This window comes from Paenibacillus sp. FSL R7-0331 (genome assembly GCF_000758645.1).
GTDB lineage: Bacteria > Bacillota > Bacilli > Paenibacillales > Paenibacillaceae > Paenibacillus_AQ > Paenibacillus_AQ camerounensis.
Genome location: NZ_CP009284.1, coordinates 2,440,256 through 2,458,836 on the forward strand (window position 1 = coordinate 2,440,256; position 18,581 = coordinate 2,458,836).

Consider the following 18,581-nt stretch of genomic DNA (forward strand, 5'->3'; position numbering starts at 1 on the left):
CTCCTTTCAAATTCCGGAAAGGAGGCTTTTTGGCATAATTTTTCTTGACAGCGCATACATGGACATGGTAATTTTTACTTGGGAAACCGGTTTCCTTGATAACATCTCAGATATGCAAGTGATGCGGTGATAGTTCACAAGCAGCAGAATTTCCAATGGGTTCAATGAGGAGAGGGAGATGAGGGAATGAAACGCAACCGATGGCTGATTCCGGTTCTGATCACGTCTATTGTTCTGTCTGTTATGACGAATTTGTTTGTTCTGGCACCGTCTAAGGCTGAAGCGGCAAGCATTGGCACTATTACGGAGAATGACACGATTTATCAGATTATGGTCGACCGGTTCTCTGACGGGGATACGTCCAATAATGCAACCGGGGCTGCAATCCGCTACGGGGAAACCTCCGAAGAGGATTTCCGTTATATGAAGGGCGGGGACTGGCAGGGGGTCATCAACAAGCTTCCCTATATCGCTAATATGGGTTATACCGCGATCTGGATTTCTCCTGTGGCCGAGCCGCAGATGACCAGCCGCGATAATAACGGAACGGGCAAGAACACTGCCTATCACGGCTACAATGTAAAAGACCCCAATGCTGCCAATCCGTACTTTGGCACTAAGGAGAAGCTTAAGGAGCTGGTGGATGCTGCACACGCGCTTGGCATCAAGGTCATTATTGATGTAGTGCCGAATCATATCGGCGACTATATGCTCGGGACTCAGGCTTATTACGATATCCCGGGTCTGCAGCCGGCTGCACCGTTCAACAACCCGGCCTGGTATCATCACAACGGGGATATTAACTGGTCGCTGGCCGACGGCAGATATGATCAATGGGCCCAGGATTATCTGGAGAATCATGATCTGGGCGGGCTGGATGACATTGACTTTGATGTTCCTGCCGCGAAGCAGGCTATCTTCAGCTCCATCAAAGCCTGGTTTGACTATACCGGAGCAGATGGTGCACGCGTGGATGCCGCCAAGCTGATGAAGCCTGCCGACATCGGTGAGCTGCAGAATCTGCTGGGGGTTAATACCTTTGGTGAGAATTTTGACGGCAATGCGGAATTTGTCTCCCGCTGGGTTGGAGCGAACAAGGAATGGGGAATGCTGGACTTCCCGTTATTCTTCTCGGTGCTGAACAGCTTTGCTTACGGGCAGTCTTTTGAGTCCAACGTTAAGAGTACTTTAGCACAGGATTCATATTACAACGGAAATGCGAACCACATGGTTACCTTTATCGACAATCATGACCGTAACCGGTTCCTTACGGAGGCTGGAGGCAGTGTAGAGAAGCTGCAGAATGCACTCTCCTTTATTTTCACCGTCCGGGGGACGCCGGTAGTCTTCCAGGGAACAGAACAGAATAAGGGCAACGGTAACGGCCAGATTATGACCGGCGGCATTGCCGATACCTGGAACCGCTGGTCGATGGTGAAGCGGGATGCAAACGGCAATGTTCTGGAGAACTATTTTAATGAAAATACGAGCACGTACAAGCATGTAGCCAAGCTGAATGAAATCCGCAAAAATAATCCGGCCCTGCGTACAGGCACCCAGCGTGAGATGTGGTCCGCCCAGAATCTGTATGCCTTCTCACGCCGGATTGATACTGGCACGAATGTCGGGCAGGAGGTCATTTCTGTATTCAGCAATGCCTCTGGCGGGACGCAGACGGTCACCATTCCGCTTCGCAGCGAAAGTACGCTGACTGCCGGAACGGTGTTAATCAATCAGCTCAATACCTCAGATACAGTAACAGTACAGGCAGGCGGTGTTACGGGGAAGCAGATCACTGTATCCGCCAATGCCAACTCGGCCAAAATCTATTCCAAAACACAGCCTGTAACCGATACCTCTGCTCCAACAGCTCCTGCTAACGTTACAGCCACCGTACAAAATGCCTCCAGTGCACTGGTCAGCTGGACAGCGTCCACCGACAATGTGGGGGTAACCGGCTATGAAATTTACCGCAACGGAGTCAAGGTAGGCACTTCTGCAACCACCTCCTATACAGACAGCGGACTGGCGGGACAGACAAGTTACACCTATACGGTAAAAGCTTTTGACGCGGCAGGTAACCTGTCCGCCTTCAGTGCAGCTGCGCTGGTGACAACTCCGGCCGGGAACAGTGTAACGATCTATTATAAGCAGGGTTATACTACCCCTTACATTCACTACCGGCCTGCCGGCGGAACCTGGACGACTGCACCAGGTGTAGCTATTCCGGCTGCAGAAGTATCAGGCTACAACAAGATTACGATTAATATCGGCTCAGCTACCCAGCTAGAAGCCTGCTTCAACAACGGCAGCGGCACGTGGGACAGCAATGGAGGCAGCAATTATCTGTTCGGCACAGGCACCTGGACGTATACACCTGCCGGAAATATCCAGTCAGGAGGCCCGGCAGGCCCGACTGCTACACCGACTCCAACGGTAGCGCCTACTGCCACACCTACGGTAGCGCCAACGGCTACACCGACTCCGACAATAGCGCCGACCGCTACACCAACGCCTACAGTTACACCAACAGCAACACCAACAGTAGCGCCAACGGCTACACCAACTCCTACCGCTACTCCTGTTGGCAATTCAGTGACCATTTACTACAAGAATACAACATTCACGAATTCATATATGCATTACAGTGTAGACGGCTCAAGCGTATGGACCACTTCACCGGGAGTGCAGCTGCAGGCTTCGTCTTATGCTGGATATAAGACAGCTACAGTTCAGCTGGGCACGGCGGCCGGTCTGACTGCAGCCTTCAATAATGGCAGCGGTACCTGGGATAATAACGGAGGCAGCAACTATCATCTGACTGCCGGCAGCTGGAGCCTTGTAAATGGAAGCCTGACTTCCGGCGTGCCGCAAGCGGACAGCGTAACCTTCAGGGTGAGTGTTCCAAGTACTACACCGTCATCCGGACCGGTGTATCTCAGCGGCTCCTTCAACAGCTGGGCAGCGGCCGATCCTGCTTATCAGCTGACTAAAGGCAGTGATGGTGTCTACTCCATCACACTCAGCCTGCCCGCAGGAACAGCAGTACAGTACAAGGTCACCCGCGGTACTTGGGCTTCGGTTGAAACCAGCACAAGCGGTGCAGACATTGCCAACCGGACCCTGACACCGCCCGGTGGAGCGCAGACTGTGAACCTGACCGTGCAGCGCTGGAAGGATCAATAGTTTACCGGTAGTTACAGCAGCGCTGCTCCGTTTGGGGCGGCGCTGCTTTTTTAGCAGGAGGAGTAATCTGCTGCTGTGACTGTCTGATAAATAAGGCGGCAAGGCCTTCAGCAGTTAAGGAGTGAGTTAGTTCATTTATTCACAAGGATTATGGTGGTAGGATTATACAATTGTCTGTATACAAATGTGTAATCTGGAAGGGGGATAGCTGTGGCTATCAAGAGTAACTTGAAAATGGTATGGATGATGTTTGGCGTATTTATGCTGCTTTTTGTGCTGAACTTTTATGCCGGCAGTAATCAAACCGATGCAACATCTAGAATGTGGATTGTCCTTGGGGCATGTTCGCTGCTTGTAAGCGTATTTTTATTAGTTAAGCACAAGCTGCCTGCAAAACGGCAGATCCTGATCTCGCTCCTGCTGGCGGCAGCAGTTGCGGCAGCGTATATTAACCTTCCCCTGTTCACTATGATTGAAACGAGCGTCATCACTTTAATGTCATCTCTTGCTGTATTCAGTACTTTTAACAGGTTCAGTGATAATCGGCTTGTCTTCCTGCAAAATTCAAACAAAAAAACAGTTGCTGTAAGCCTGCTTACCGGTATTGCTGCCGGTGCGGTACTAGGCATAATTAATCTGCTGCTGAGCGGGAAGGCCTTGGACAGCTTCAGTATTAAGTTCGCTTATTTCAAAATTGCACTCAGCCCGGCAATATATGAAGAGATGGCTATGCGTGCAGTGTTCTACGCCTTATGCCTGTCACTGCTGAACGGCAGAATGGATACCAGAGCGAAAAGATTCACCGCCTGGTTTATGATGATTATTCCGCATGTGCTAATACATACTCCGGACATCATTATCAATAACGGGATCGTTCCGGGAGTCATCAACATTATCATGCTGGCTTTGCTCTTCGGTCTTCCGTTTGCCGTTCTTCAGAAGAAAAGGGACATCACTTCCGCCATGCTGGCGCATGGGATTGTTGATGTCATCCGGTTCTGTTTTTTGGGTCTTCCCTATTAAAAATATAAAGACAGGGGCTGTCTGCTAAACAAGCAGAACAGCCCCTGTCTTTAGTTATATTAGGTGACAAGTTAGCGCGTAAGGCCTGCTGTAGACTCGCGTACAATGAGCTCAGGCTCCAGCAGCAGTCTCCGTGAGCCGGTACAGTTCCCGCAGATATGGTCCATCAGCCACTGGCCGGAGGTCACTCCAAGCTTGAAGGTATCGATGTTCAGTGAAGTTAGCGGCGGGGTCGTATAGCGGGACAAGGGATATTCATCAAACGCCGCAATACCCAGCTGGCCCGGAACCTCTATCCCCAGAGCACGCGCGGCCTTCAGGACACCGAAGGCGGTATAGTTGGTCATGCATACGACCGAGTCCGGCCGGTCTTCGCGCTGCAGGAGCCTGAGGGCGGAGCGGTAGCCTTCATGCTCATCCGCCTGGCCGTTGATGATCCAGTCCTGGTGGACAATGACACCGGACTGCTTAAGCGCCTGAAGATAACCGCCCAGCCGCCGGGTGAAAATCCGTTCATTCCGCTGGCCGCCGATGAATGCGGGTCTGCTGTAGCCCTGCTCCAGCAGATGGCGGGTCAGCATTCTCCCGCCGGCTTCATTGTCGAAATCGACCCAGCTCGCAGCAGGCTCCATTTCTCCGATAGAAACGTAAGGAAAGCGGAGGCGGTCCAGCTCCTTGGCCAGCTCCTCCGTCAGTACCGAATTGTTGGCAATAATTCCGTCGACCCGCTGGTTCAGCACCAGCCGGTTCAGAAAATGATCCTCCGCGTCATGATGCTGGATATTGCAGAGCGTCAGCTCATATCCGAGAGGACCCATAACGCTTTCAATTCCGCCGATGATATTGTAGAAGAACTGGTTAAGGAACTCACTTTCTTTTGACATATCAACCAGCAGGCCTACCGTCTGAGAGCTCTGTCTGGCTAAACCGGTTGCGATGCTGCTCGGTATATAATTCATCTGCTTCATAATCTCACGGACGCGCTGCTTCGTCTCGGATGATATTTTGGGAGAGTCGTTCAACACCTTAGAGACAGTAGATTTTGCCACATTTGCTGCTCTTGCCACATCCGAAATGGTTACTTTCATCGGGATCCCTCACAAAAAATAAGAGTAAAAGGTACTATCTAATAGTTTAGCATTTTGCGGTGCTATATACGACAGGCAACATTTTTACCGGAGCAGCCGGCAGTCGGATAGGGATTTTACACTGCGTTGATAATTGTGCCGGGAACTGGTATTTTTGCAGAAATGGAGTTAGGATGTTCTCAAAGACAAAAGAGAAGAAAGAGGATTGCCTGATATGAAACCGTTCCGCATTCGTCTTACCTTTATCCTTATGGCTCTGGTTGGCATCTCGATGATCGGCGCAGGCCTCACGATGGCCAAGCTCTTTAAGGATTCACACATTTCAGCGCTGGAGGAGAACATGTCCCGGGAAATAAAACTGCTCTCCGGAACTTTCCAGTTTGTTGATATGAACAGTCCGGAGGCGATCTCCTATTATACGGAACGGGCTAAGCATATTGCCGGGCTAACCGACTCGCGGATTACCTTCATTACGAAAGAAGGGAAGGTTATCGGTGATTCTGAACGGAATCCGCTGGAAATGGACAATCATTCTAACCGTGAAGAGGAAATGCTTGCGCAGAAGGAAGGGATCGGACGGGCTATCCGCTACAGCGATACACTGGACCGCGAAATGCTTTATGTTGCCGGTGCTGTAACCTCAGCTGACGGCTTTGACGGTTATATCCGGCTGTCGATGGGTCTGGACGCAGTAACCGAGGGTCTGAGCAGGGCATGGTTCATCATGGCTATAGGACTGGTTCTGCTATTCGTGGCAGCAACCTTTGTCAGCTATAAAGTGGCATCGAGCATGACCTCGCCTCTTGAGCAGATAACAAGGGTTGCCCGGCGAATTACGGATCTGGATTATGATGCGAGAGTGCCGATGCAGCGCAAGGATGAGGTCGGCCAGCTGGCCAAAGCGATCAATGCCATGGCGGACAGCCTGCAGGCCCAGCTCAAAACGATCCGCGACAATGAGGATCTGCTGCAGAGCGTGCTTGATAATATGACCGGCGGTATTGTCATGGTTAATGCTGAAGGCGAATTTGCCCTGATTAACCGGGCGGCAGAACGTATGCTGGATGTGAAGAACAGCGAAATGACCGGGCATTCCTATAAAGAGCTGAAGCATCATTATGAGCTGAGCCGGCTTATTGAAGAAGGTATAATGCGTTGTGAGCCTATTCATGAAGAGCGCAGTATTTATACCCCGGCAGAGCGGATTGTCCGGCTGGACGGAGTGCCGATGGCGCAGGACGGCTCTCACCGGGGAATGCTGTTCCTGCTACAGGAGGTTACCGATATCCGCCGGCTGGAGAAGATGCGCAGCGAGTTTGTTGCCAATGTGTCGCATGAGCTGAAGACGCCTGTTGCTGCAGTCAAAGGCTTTGCCGAGACGCTTCTCGGCGGCGGTGTAACCGACGAGAAGACGGCGCGCTCGTTCCTGCAGATTATTTATGATGAGAATGAACGGCTGAACCGGCTGATCGGCGACATTCTGGAGCTGTCCAAAATTGAATCCAAGCGGGTGCAGCTCGACTGCTCTCCGGTATATTTAAGCGAGTTCTTTGATTCCGTTCTGGAAACGTTAAGTAAAGTAGCTGAGAAGAAAAAAATCAGCCTCAGCGCAAATATCCCGGATGAGCTTTTAATGGAAGGGGATGAGGATAAGCTGCGGCAAATCTTTATGAACCTGCTCTCCAACGCGATCAATTACACACATGACGGCGGCAATGTCAAAGTTACAGTAGCTGACGGGCATAAGCCTGACGGCACGGAAACGGTTATCTTTACAGTCAGTGATACGGGGATGGGCATCCCCCGCAAGGATCTGCCGCGGATTTTTGAACGGTTCTACCGGGTGGATAAAGCCCGCTCCAGAAGCTCCGGCGGTACAGGGCTCGGCTTATCTATAGTCAAGCATCTGGTGGAGCTTCACCGGGGTACGATAACTGTAGAGAGCGATCTGGGAATCGGAAGCTCGTTTATTCTGGAGCTGCCGCTGCTGCAGGAGCACGATAAATAACTGCAGGGTGCCGGATATCGCTATAATAAGCGGTGAACCGATTTGCCAATTGCAGCGCAGAGGAATACTATTAATCTGCAGGATCATCTGCGAAATTTGTTGTTATTTTACACCAAGTTAACATTCCGGTGATATGATGGGTTTGCTGCATTTTTTGTAAAATTTAAAAACACGTGAATACGGGGGAAACTATGGCACAACGATTGCTGGTCATTGAAGACGAACCGACGCTTGCCCGGCTGCTGTCCTATAATCTGACGCAGGAAGGCTATGAAGTAACAGTGGAGGATCATGGAACGGCAGGATACGACCGTGCGACTAGAGAACCTTTTGATCTGATCGTACTGGATCTGATGCTGCCCGGTATGAACGGGATAGATATCCTTGACAAGCTTCGCGGACAAGGCATCCGCACGCCTGTAATTGTACTGACGGCCAAGAACGCCGAAGAGGATGTAGTCCGCGGCCTGAAATCCGGTGCCGATGATTACATAACCAAGCCGTTTGGCGTATCTGAGCTGCTTGCCAGAGTCAGTGCCGTGCTCCGGCGCATATCCGGGGTGGCTGAAGAAATTCAGCCGGACAATCCAGTCTCTGCTTCAACCATTATTTTGGGACAGCTGGAGATTTATCCGGAGCGGTATGAGGTCTCTCTGGGCGGACACAGCATTAACCTGCGGCCCAAGGAATTTGAAGTGCTGCTGTATTTGGCACGCAAGCCGGGGGTTGTGCTGACCCGTGATGACCTGATGAATGCGGTCTGGGGATTTGATTATATCGGCGGGCAGCGCACAGTGGATGTACATGTCAGTTCCCTGCGCAAGAAGCTGGAGCTTGATCCGGAATCCGTCCATATCGATTCGATCCGCGGAGTGGGCTACAAGCTGGTTGTTAATAAAAAAAGAGCACCGGTCATTTAATATGCCGGTGTTTTTTTAATCGTCTGGCGTAAATGTTGTACATAAAAAATTAATATTAAATATAAAATATAATTACAATTAGCTTAGATAATGATTACGCAGTTTGTGATTTTACACTGCGTTAACATTTCTCTTCAACTCTATTTACACTCAAAGCTTATCATTGGGAACGAAGATGATGAGAAGGAGACTGCCAAAACACATGAAATCCATCATTGACATAGAGAAGCTTGATCTCTACTATGAGTCATTTCACGCATTGAAGAACGTGGATCTGCAGATTCCGGAGAAACAGGTAACCGCCTTTATCGGACCGTCCGGCTGTGGTAAATCCACCCTCCTGCGCACCCTAAACCGTATGAACGACATGATTCCCGGAACACGTATTGAAGGTAAAGTGAACATCGGCGGCAAAAATATCTACAGCGACGAAGTGGAAGTGGAGAGCCTGCGCAAGCAGGTCGGTATGGTGTTTCAGCAGCCCAATCCTTTTCCGAAGTCGATCTATGACAATGTGGCTTACGGCCCGCGTCTGCATGGAACCCACTCGAAGCAGGAGCTTGATGAGATTGTGGAGCAGAGTCTCCGCCAATCGGCCCTGTGGGAGGAAGTTAAGGATTTCCTGAAAAAGTCTGCACTCAGCCTGTCCGGCGGACAGCAGCAGCGCCTGTGTATTGCCAGAGCGCTTGCCGTTCAGCCAGATATTCTGCTGATGGATGAGGCAACCTCTGCCCTTGACCCTGTGTCGACCCTCAAGATTGAGGAACTGGTACAGGAGCTCCGCAGCAAATATACGATTGTTATGGTAACGCACAACATGCATCAGGCTGCCCGTGTATCCGGCCGCACTGTATTTTTCCTGAACGGCGTTATTGTGGAGGCTGCGGATACAGAAATGCTGTTCTCGAACCCGAAGGACTCCCGCACTGAAGACTATATCTCCGGACGTTTCGGCTAATATCCTATCGGGGACCCGCTCCTGAAATATCAGGCTGACCATATGTTTTTGAGGAGGAACTCTTTTATTATGATTCGCAGAAAAGAATTCGACAAAGATCTGGAAGAACTGCGCAGCCTGCTGCAGCAAATGGGCGAACACGTAAATGATGCACTGGAAGGTGCAATTGTTGCCTTGCAGACGCTTGACATTGCACGCGCACAGGAAATTGTAAAGGCGGATTTGCATCTCAATGCGATGGAAGACCGGATTATGGAAATCGGTTCCCGCCTGATCATTACCCAGCAGCCTGTTGCAAAGGATCTGCGCCGTATCATTGTTGCCTTCAAAATCTCCAGTGACCTTGAGCGTATGGGTGACCTGGCTTTGGACGTGGCTAAGGTAACTATGCGCATTCAGGGGCAGACACTGATTAAGCCGCTGGTGGATATTCCTCGTATGGCTGAGATCGTATCGGTGATGATTACGGAAGCCATTCAATCCTACCTGGATGAGAATACGGATCTGGCTTACAAAATGGCCCAGGATGACGATCAGGTTGACGGGCTGTACAGTTCAACCATTAATGAGCTGTATGCTTACATGGTTGAGAAGCCGGAATCGCTGAACCAGGCGATGCTGCTGACCTTGGTTGGCCGCTATATTGAACGGATCGCCGATCATGCGACCAACATCGGTGAGAGCGTAGTGTATCTGGTAACCGGGAAGCGCCCGGATTTGAATCAGTAAAATGAAGCAGTGCCACAACAGCACCCGCCTTAGGCGGGCTGCTGTTTTTTTGTTGTTATCGCAGGGTTTACGGTTTCAAGCCGGTGAAGTTTGGCAATCCTGCATTCCATGCGGGAATATGCTTAGCTGCAGCGTAAATCGTGCGCTTTGGTTCATTTTGGTGCAGGGCATATGGTAAGATGTAAAGAGTAAGCAAGAAAAAGGCGAGGTGCTACAGTGGACAAGTTGATACTAATAGATGGAAACAATATTATTTACCGCGCATTTTTTGCGATGCCGCCGCTGACGAATACAGCCGGGCAGCAGACGAACGCCGTATACGGCTTTACGACCATGCTGCTGCGTTTAATTGAAGAACATAAACCAAGCCATATGATCGTGGCATTTGATGCAGGAAAGATTACGTTCCGTCATGAAGGCTATGAGGATTATAAGGGCGGACGGCAAAAAACGCCGCCGGAGCTATCCGAACAATTCCCTTTACTAAAAGGTTTGCTGCGTGATCTTGGGGTTCCGCAGTTTGAGATCAACGGCTATGAGGCTGACGATATTATCGGAACGATTTCCCGTGAGGCAGATGCTGCCGGACGTGAAGTGATGATCGTATCCGGGGATAAGGACATGCTGCAGCTGGCTTCGGAACATACAACCATAGCGCTTGTGCGTAAAGGCGTAACTGAAGTGGAGCTGTACGGGCCGCAGCAGATCCGCGAGAAATACGATTTGACGCCTGAGCAGATCATTGACCTGAAGGGCCTTATGGGCGATGCGAGTGATAATATTCCAGGGGTGCCTGGAGTGGGTGAGAAAACCGCGCTTAAGCTGCTGCACCAGTTCGGCTCCGTAGAAAGCGTTCTGGCCGGAACAGGCGAGCTAAAGGGTAAGATGAAGGAGAAGCTGGAGGAGCATGCGGACAGTGCGGTTATGAGCAAAAAGCTGGCGACCATCTACCGCGAGGTTCCGCTCGAGCATGCCTGGGAGGATATGTCCTTTACAGGGATTAACCGGGATACAGCAGGACCTGCGCTGGCGAAGCTGGAGTTCAAGTCTCTTCTGGAGCGTCTGTCGCTGAGTGCGCATTCCGGATCATCAGATGAATCAGCAGCAGTTGAAGCTGCCGAGCTGGATATTACAATCGTCGGTGAGGCTGATCTGGATGCGCTGATTGCCGCACTCCCGGAGATTTCAGCTCTGCATGTGGAGACGAACGGGGAGAATCCCCACCGGTCCGAGGTAATCGGTATCGGCCTATCTTCGCCGGAGCGGCATTATTATGTTCCGTTTGAACTGCTGCAGAGCCCGGCGGCAGCGCCGCTGCGGGACTGGCTGGGAGACAGCAAGGCGCCGAAGAGCGGATATGATCTGCACCGCGCAGATCTGGCATTACATTGGCAGGGAATTGCTTTTGCCGGGGCTGCGAATGATGTTCAGCTTGCCGCATATCTGCTTGACCCGACGGAATCGAATCAGAACCTGAATGATCTCACCTCCAAATACGGTCTGCCCCGCCTGTCACCGGACGAAGATATTTTTGGCAAAGGCGCCAAATACAAAATTCCGGAGCTTGAAATTCTGGGCAACCACGTAGCCCGCAAGAGCGCAACTGTGCTCGGTATTGTGGCTAAGCAGCAGGAGGAGCTGCGTGAGACAGCAATGACCGGATTGTTCGTGGATTTGGAGATGCCGCTGTCACGGATTCTGGCTGACATGGAGAAGCAGGGCATTGCCGTTAACAAAGAGGAGCTTAAAGAGCTGGGCAAAGAGTTCGAGGCACAGATTGCGTCGCTGGTTACGGAAATTTATGAGATCTGCGGCACTGAATTTAACCTCAACTCACCGAAGCAGCTCGGCGAAATTCTGTTCGTGAAGCTGGGGCTGCCTGTGGTGAAGAAGACCAAGACAGGCTACTCTACAGATGCAGAAGTGCTGGAGAAGCTGGCACCTTATCATGACGTGGTGCGTCTGATTCTGCAGTATCGTACGATTGCCAAGCTCCAGTCCACTTATGTGGAAGGGCTGCTGAAGGAAATCTCGGAGCAGACGGGGAAGGTGCACACCTTCTACCGGCAGACAATTGCGGCGACTGGACGGCTCAGCAGCCAGTTCCCGAACCTGCAGAATATTCCAATCCGGCTGGAGGAAGGCCGCAAGCTGCGGAAGATATTTGTTCCTTCTGAACCGGGCTGGTCGATTCTGGCGGCAGACTATTCACAGATTGAGCTGCGGGTGCTGGCCCACATCTCCGGCGATGAGCGGATGAAGGAAGCTTTTCTGGAGGACATGGATATTCACACCAAGACAGCAATGGATGTATTCGGCGTAACTGCTGATCAGGTGGACAGTAACATGCGCCGCTCCGCCAAGGCAGTTAACTTCGGGATTGTGTACGGCATCAGTGATTACGGGCTGTCCCAGAACTTGAATATTCCGCGTAAGGAAGCCGCCCAGTTCATTGAGCAATACAAGGAGGTCTTCAACGGTGTCCGCCAGTACATGGTCGATATTGTTGTGGAAGCACGCAAGCAGGGCTATGTTACGACGATGCTGGAGCGCCGCCGCTATCTGCCTGAGATTAATGCCAGCAACTTCAACCTCCGTTCGTTTGCTGAACGTACCGCAATGAATACTCCGATTCAGGGAACGGCTGCCGACATTATCAAGCTGGCTATGGTGCATATGGATAAAGCGCTGTTTGAACGCGGGCTGAAGAGCCGCATGCTGCTTCAGGTGCACGATGAGCTTGTGTTCGAGGTGCCGGCGGATGAGCTGGAGCTGATGAAGGAGCTTGTGCCTGAGGTGATGGCCGGAGCGCTTAGCCTGTCCGTGCCGCTAAAGGCAGAGGTAAGTTATGGCAGTAACTGGTACGAGGCTAAATAGGCTCCCCGTTACCTTGCTTTATCCGGTATAATGGAGTGGAGGTGAGCCATTATGCCGGAACTACCGGAAGTTGAAACAGTCAGAAGAACACTAAATGAATTAATTACAGGCAAGCAGATAGAGCACGTCACCGTCCGGCTGCCGCGGATCATCCAGCGTCCGGACGATACCCAGGCCTTTGCTAACATGCTGGCAGGCCATAGCATTGTTACAGTTGAGCGCAGAGGCAAATTCCTGCGGTTTGTGCTGGACGGGCTCGTTATGGTCTCCCATCTGCGGATGGAGGGCCGTTACGGCCTGTACCGTCAGGATGAGCTGCTGGACAAGCATACTCATGTTATTTTCCATTTCACCGACGGTACGGAGCTTCGCTACACGGATGTACGCCAGTTCGGGACTATGCATCTGTTCGATCCCGGTGAGGACCTGCTGCTGAAGCCGCTGAACAAGCTGGGACAGGAGCCGCTGGATGTTTCTTTTACGCCGGAGCGGTTTAAAGAAATTGTCGGGGACCGCAGTACCAAGATCAAGCCCCTGCTGCTGAATCAGGAATACATTGTCGGCATCGGTAATATCTATGTAGATGAAGCACTGCACCGCGCAGGGATTCATCCTGAGGAGACAGCGAAGCTGCTTTCGGACGGGCAGCTGAACCGGCTGCATAGTGCGATCGTATCAACGCTGACAGATGCAGTCAACGCTGGAGGTTCATCGGTCAAATCATATGTCAACGGTCAGGGTGAGAGCGGCAGCTACCAGCAGCAGCATCTCATTTACGGCCGTAAGGACCAGCCCTGCACAACCTGCGGTACTCTGATCGAGAAAAGCGTTGTAGGCGGCCGCGGCACGCATATCTGCCCGAATTGCCAGCCGCTAACGGTTGTTATAAACAACAATTAGATACGGGATTTACCTGATTTAAGGATGAAGTACACCGTAACGATCCGGCTAGACGCAAAAGCCCAGGAACCGACTGCCCGTCCCGCCCATATACTGTGTGAAGAACGCTGAAACAAGCAAACAGAACCGGAATGATTCTTCCTCCGGACTTCTGTTTCTTCACGGGAGGGATTGCGGGTGATCAGCCCATTATTTTCACTGCTGCTGCTGGCTTTTGCGCTTAGTTTGGACGGTTTTGGTGTAGGCATTACATATGGTTTACGCAAAATGAAAATACCGCTGCTCTCCATTCTGATTATCTCGCTTTGTTCGGGGATTGTCATTTGTGTCTCCATGCAGGTCGGTGTACTTTTAGCCAAGGTTGTCTCTCCGGATGCCGCCTCCATTATTGGAGCGGTTATTCTCGTCTTAATGGGCTGCTGGTCATTGGTTCAGATGCTGACCCAGAAGGAGAAGGGCCCGCAGGAGACGGAGCGGAAAGCTGCGGATGAAATAATGCCAGCAGCTGCCCAGGCCGGCCCTCAGAAGTCCGCGGTCTTTTCATTAGAGCTGCGGCATCTGGGTGTAGTTATACAGATTCTGCGTACGCCGTCTTCCGCAGATATAGATGATTCGGGAAGTATATCTTCCATGGAAGCGATGATTCTGGGGATTGCACTCTCGCTGGATGCGTTTGGAGCGGGGCTTGGCGCTGCGCTGCTCGGCTTCAGCCCGGTATGGACCTCGCTGATGATTGCCCTGTTTAGCGGCACCTTTTTATTGCTTGGAATGAAAACCGGCCTTAAGCTGTCGGGAAGCTTCTGGATGAAGCACGCTGCTGCACTGCCTGCGTTATTATTAATTGCTATGGGAATAATGAAGCTGTTATGAGGTGAGTACATGATTATGGGCTTAACCGGAGGCATTGCATCCGGAAAAAGCACCGTCTCCGCAATGCTAATACAAAAAGGAGCACGACTCGTTGATGCCGATGTCATCGCAAAAGGGGTCATGCTCCCGGGACATCCCGTGCTGGCTGCTGTTGCAGGCCATTTTGGCCAAGGCATACTGCTGCCTGACGGCACGCTGAACCGGGCTGCGCTGGGGGAGATCGTCTTCAGCGATCCCGCTGCCCTGCAGAAGCTGAACAGTCTGACTCATCCTGCGATCCGCCGGGAAATCAAGGAACAGATGTATGCACTCGAAGAGGAGGACCCGCAGCGCCTGATTATTGTGGATATTCCTCTATTGTATGAATCCAAGCTGGACAACCTGTTCGATAAGGTGTTAGCTGTTTATGTGCCCCGTGAGGTGCAGCTCGCCCGTCTGATGGAGCGTAACGGTCTCAACCCCGAACAGGCTGCAGCAAGGCTGGACGCCCAGATGGATATTGAAGAGAAACGAAGCAGAGCAGATTATATTATTGACAACAGCGGCGAGCCTGCCGAGACTGAGCAGCAGGTTGCCGTGTTGTGGGACAGGCTGGGCTTATTATGAGCTGGCTGCGAAAAAAAAGAGTGCTGCTCCTGCTGTTCATTGGTTTTACTGCAATTCTGTTTCTCGGCACCAACTGGATGTCCTGGTTTTATCCTATTCATTATAAAGACGAAATCCGAAAGCACAGCACCACATATGAGACGGATCCGTTTCTGGTTGCCGCTATTATCCGCGTTGAAACCAATTTCAAGACTGGCCGTGAATCCAAAAAAGGCGCTCTTGGACTGATGCAGCTCATGCCGGACACCGCCAAGTGGGCGCTTGAGATGGCCAAGCTGCCGGAAGTATCCCTGGATGAGCTTAAAGAGGAGCCGTCGGCCAACATCGAGCTGGGCACCTGGTACCTCTCTTCATTGTCCCGCCAGTTTGACGGCAACCGTACTGCAGTGATAGCCGCCTACAACGCCGGGCCGGGCAAGGTGCAGAGCTGGCTCGATGGTGGACAATGGGACGGGACAGAAGCGGCTGCCAAGGATATTCCGTTTGGCGAGACCAGACACTACGTGCAGCGCGTGATTTATTATTATAATCAGTACACGGAGATTTACAGTGAATTTTAAGCCTCTGCTATGTAAAAAGAAGTATTAAACGGCATGCAGCCGTTTAATACTTCTTAGGCAAGCTTATGGGGACAGGTTATTTATATTGACCTGCCAGGGATTGCTCGGCGATCGTTACAAGACGTTTAGTGATGTAACCACCGATCGAACCGTTTTCGTAAGAAGTTTTATTGCCTTGGTATCCGTCCGGGGAAAGAGTGATACCCAATTCTTGGGCAACTTCATATTTCAGTTGTTCCAAGGCACCGCGTGAGTTTGGAGCTACCAGGTTATTGCTGCTGTTTTGGCTCATTTCTGTTCACCTCCTATCGGTTGGTAACTGTATTATGTGCCGGACTCGCCAGATTCATAACAAGATAAAAACGGTGTTTTATGGAAATAAATATTACCTGCCCAACATGGGGGTACAGAAAACAGCGGCGACTAATACTACAGTAAAAGGAGTGGCCTTAGCTTATGAAATGCCCATACTGCGATCATACAAATACCAAAGTGCTTGACTCGCGTCCGGCCAATGAGAATAAATCGATCCGGCGCAGGCGTGAATGTGAGCGTTGCAGCAAGCGCTTTACTACATTTGAGATGATTGAGGAAACCCCGCTGATCGTCATCAAGAAAGGCGGCAGCCGTGAGGAATTCAGCCGTGACAAAATTCTGCGCGGACTGATCAGAGCCTGCGAGAAGCGTCCTGTCTCTGTCGAACGTCTGGAATCCATCGTCTCAGAGGTGGAGAAGACGCTGCGCGGTATCGCCCTGGCTGAGATCGAGAGCCGCCAGATCGGCGAGCTGGTCATGGAGCAGCTATATCCGGTAGATGAGGTGGCTTACGTCCGCTTTGCCTCTGTATACCGTCAGTTCAAAGACATCAACATGTTTATGAAGGAACTGAAAGGTCTGCTGTCCAAAGACGATGGTGAGATGGAGGGGCTATAGACAGGCTGCAGCACCTGTGCTCCGTAATGCTCTGTATGGTATGGAGCGTTGCATAGGTGCTGTGGCGGTTCTCCGGAAGGGAAGAGAAAAAAATGATAAAAGTGTTGACATCAGGAATGGATTTCTGTATTATATAGAAGTCGGCTACGAAATAATTAATAACACGACGAGGTGAGCTTGACGCTCACACACACGAGGATTTAGAATACATAGTTTCATTTCCACAATAACTAATATGGGGCCATAGCTCAGCTGGGAGAGCGCATCGCTGGCAGCGATGAGGTCAGGGGTTCGATCCCCCTTGGCTCCACCAAATATCTTAATATCATGGACTCTTAGCTCAGTTGGTAGAGCAGTAGACTCTTAATCTATTTGTCCAGGGTTCGAGCCCCTGAGAGTCCATCCCATGAAGAACGGCAGAGATGCCGTTTTTTTGTTGTGTTGGGAGTGGGACGGGGATTGTATTGAAAGCTAATGCTACGCCAGTTGCCGACGGCAACTGACTACACTGAATTACAAACCAATTCCGATATCCCATAACGAACACATCAGCACCAACTGGCTACCGTCCACAACAACTGCTGATAGCCCAAGAAGACCAAAGCCAACAACCCAGTACCAACTGCCAACCGTCTACACCAACAGCTGACCGATCCAAAAACCACTAAATCCAGCTTTCGACTAACTATTGCTACTTTGAAATCCTATTATCCACTGTTACGGACCCCACGGACGTTATTTTCTCTGATTGGGATATTTAGGAGCGCTAACGGACCGTACCGCGCTTATTCCCCTTCATCAGGCAATAATCCACACGAAAATCAGCAAATAACTGCATCTGAGTCCGTAAGGTTGACGTAATAGTGCTTTTGAAGGGAATAAAGGCTGTACGGTCCGTAACGATTCACTCGACTTCCCACTATTACAATAGGTATAACAATTTAGTACAACCGAAACCTTAACTAGTGATAAACCACTGGTTACTTTGTTACACCCTCAACTGGTACGTACGATTGCGCTGTATATCCAGTAACTGTAGGAGAACAAATTTTGCAGAATTCGTCTGGCGTGTCTGTCAGAAATTTTGAGATGCTGCGCAAGTTCCGAAGGTGTGAAAGCCCTGAGCAGACGTCTTGCGAAACGCAATGATTCTGCCTCCAGCCAAGTTAAAGTGGAAGAGACATCTGTTGCAATGAATTTGCCTATAAAAGACAGAACCAGCTGTTGGCATTGTTTAGGCTCTTCCACAATTGAAGGATATGCGATAGGGAGAAAGGTCCAGCCATCCAAAGCCAGCAAGCAATGCCGGCGGCATAAATCCTTGAATCGTCTGACATCCAGTTCTCTAGCGTGTGGTCCATAGCCTTTAATTTCAATCCCGCTCTTCACACCTCCAGGCATATAAGCCAAATCCAGATAGCAGTAACCTTTATTGAAATCACGCACTTCCCATTCCGTGTACAAATGATCCGGATTACCGATTACCGGGAACCAGACGGTGCGGAGAAATTCAACGGTCTCATGGTCTAATCCATTGCTTATAAACTTCTTTCGCCTGTGGTTGCTCTCATTCTCTAGGTTGTCAATTAACTATTCTTCGTACTGCTGCTCAAATCGCGGCATCCCAAACTCCTCCTTGAACGCTCGATTCAGAGCTGATTTTGCCCGCGAAAAAGCCGCCTTAACACTCAACCCCTCCTTGATTTAATCTAGGATCGGGTAACTGCTACATTGAAATCAGCTTGACTATTTTCCGCGTACTATTGGAATGCCTAAGTTATTCAAAAACAAGAACCTGAAATTCGAACCATAATAGACTAAATAATGCTCAAAAGTACGGAAATTAGATGTGATAGAAAATTTCGCGAGAAAATTTTCAGATGACGTCTTTTGCTCATAAAAACATGGTGGGGAACAGAAGTT

15 protein-coding genes and 2 tRNA genes are annotated in these 18,581 nt (G+C 50.6%); 14 read left to right on the forward strand and 3 right to left on the reverse strand.

From position 1 onward, the window contains the following. The first annotated feature begins 186 nt into the window (after nt 1–186). Entirely contained in the window at nt 187–3,186 is a 3,000-nt protein-coding gene (locus R70331_RS09955) for an alpha-amylase family glycosyl hydrolase (protein WP_042175015.1), read from the forward strand. Between the two features lie 210 nt (nt 3,187–3,396). Further along, on the forward strand, nt 3,397–4,209 hold the full coding sequence (locus tag R70331_RS09960) for a CPBP family glutamic-type intramembrane protease (protein ID WP_042175018.1): 813 nt from the start codon (nt 3,397–3,399) through the stop codon (nt 4,207–4,209). A 71-nt stretch (nt 4,210–4,280) separates the two neighbouring features. Here R70331_RS09960 and R70331_RS09965 read toward each other — a convergent pair whose 3' ends face one another. Then, nucleotides 4,281–5,297 (reverse strand): LacI family DNA-binding transcriptional regulator, encoded by a 1,017-nt coding sequence (locus R70331_RS09965; RefSeq protein ID WP_042175020.1) that lies wholly within the window; start codon nt 5,295–5,297, stop codon nt 4,281–4,283. Nucleotides 5,298–5,511: 214 nt separating this feature from the next. Between R70331_RS09965 and pnpS the strand changes: the two genes are divergently transcribed. From pnpS to R70331_RS10010, 9 genes are all read left to right on the forward strand, one after another. Further along, complete coding sequence (pnpS, locus tag R70331_RS09970; protein WP_042175022.1) at nt 5,512–7,305, forward strand: two-component system histidine kinase PnpS; 1,794 nt, start codon at nt 5,512–5,514, stop codon at nt 7,303–7,305. A 191-nt stretch (nt 7,306–7,496) separates the two neighbouring features. Then, entirely contained in the window at nt 7,497–8,225 is a 729-nt protein-coding gene (locus tag R70331_RS09975) for a response regulator transcription factor (protein ID WP_042175024.1), read from the forward strand. A 202-nt stretch (nt 8,226–8,427) separates the two neighbouring features. Next, nucleotides 8,428–9,183, forward strand: a complete 756-nt coding sequence (pstB, locus tag R70331_RS09980; RefSeq protein WP_042175027.1) for a phosphate ABC transporter ATP-binding protein PstB — start codon at nt 8,428–8,430, stop codon at nt 9,181–9,183. Between the two features lie 69 nt (nt 9,184–9,252). Beyond that, nucleotides 9,253–9,912, forward strand: coding sequence for a phosphate signaling complex protein PhoU (gene phoU, locus R70331_RS09985; protein ID WP_042175028.1), 660 nt, complete (start codon nt 9,253–9,255; stop codon nt 9,910–9,912). Between the two features lie 216 nt (nt 9,913–10,128). Then, complete coding sequence (gene polA / locus R70331_RS09990; protein ID WP_042175030.1) at nt 10,129–12,789, forward strand: DNA polymerase I; 2,661 nt, start codon at nt 10,129–10,131, stop codon at nt 12,787–12,789. A 51-nt stretch (nt 12,790–12,840) separates the two neighbouring features. Further along, nucleotides 12,841–13,689, forward strand: a complete 849-nt coding sequence (mutM, locus tag R70331_RS09995; RefSeq protein ID WP_042175032.1) for a DNA-formamidopyrimidine glycosylase — start codon at nt 12,841–12,843, stop codon at nt 13,687–13,689. Between the two features lie 177 nt (nt 13,690–13,866). Beyond that, nucleotides 13,867–14,559, forward strand: coding sequence for a sporulation membrane protein YtaF (ytaF, locus tag R70331_RS10000; protein ID WP_081947561.1), 693 nt, complete (start codon nt 13,867–13,869; stop codon nt 14,557–14,559). Between the two features lie 9 nt (nt 14,560–14,568). Beyond that, a complete protein-coding gene (gene coaE / locus R70331_RS10005) occupies nt 14,569–15,165 on the forward strand; it encodes a dephospho-CoA kinase (protein ID WP_042175033.1) in 597 nt (198 codons plus the stop codon). Next, a complete protein-coding gene (locus R70331_RS10010) occupies nt 15,162–15,725 on the forward strand; it encodes a lytic transglycosylase domain-containing protein (RefSeq protein ID WP_042182440.1) in 564 nt (187 codons plus the stop codon). The genes coaE and R70331_RS10010 overlap by 4 nt, the downstream gene beginning before the upstream one ends. Nucleotides 15,726–15,801: 76 nt before the next feature. Here R70331_RS10010 and R70331_RS10015 read toward each other — a convergent pair whose 3' ends face one another. Then, complete coding sequence (locus R70331_RS10015; RefSeq protein ID WP_042175036.1) at nt 15,802–16,017, reverse strand: alpha/beta-type small acid-soluble spore protein; 216 nt, start codon at nt 16,015–16,017, stop codon at nt 15,802–15,804. Nucleotides 16,018–16,181: 164 nt separating this feature from the next. Between R70331_RS10015 and nrdR the strand changes: the two genes are divergently transcribed. The 3 genes from nrdR (at nt 16,182) to R70331_RS10030 (ending at nt 17,060) form a co-directional block, all read left to right on the forward strand. Then, a complete protein-coding gene (gene nrdR / locus R70331_RS10020) occupies nt 16,182–16,658 on the forward strand; it encodes a transcriptional regulator NrdR (protein WP_042175038.1) in 477 nt (158 codons plus the stop codon). 237 nt (nt 16,659–16,895) lie between these two features. After that, nucleotides 16,896–16,971, forward strand: a tRNA-Ala gene (locus R70331_RS10025). A gap of 16 nt (nt 16,972–16,987) precedes the next feature. Then, a tRNA-Lys gene (locus tag R70331_RS10030) sits at nt 16,988–17,060 on the forward strand. A 594-nt stretch (nt 17,061–17,654) separates the two neighbouring features. Here R70331_RS10030 and R70331_RS31035 read toward each other — a convergent pair. Continuing rightward, a complete protein-coding gene (locus R70331_RS31035) occupies nt 17,655–18,104 on the reverse strand; it encodes a hypothetical protein (RefSeq protein WP_442950571.1) in 450 nt (149 codons plus the stop codon). Between the last annotated feature and the right edge of the window lie 477 nt (nt 18,105–18,581).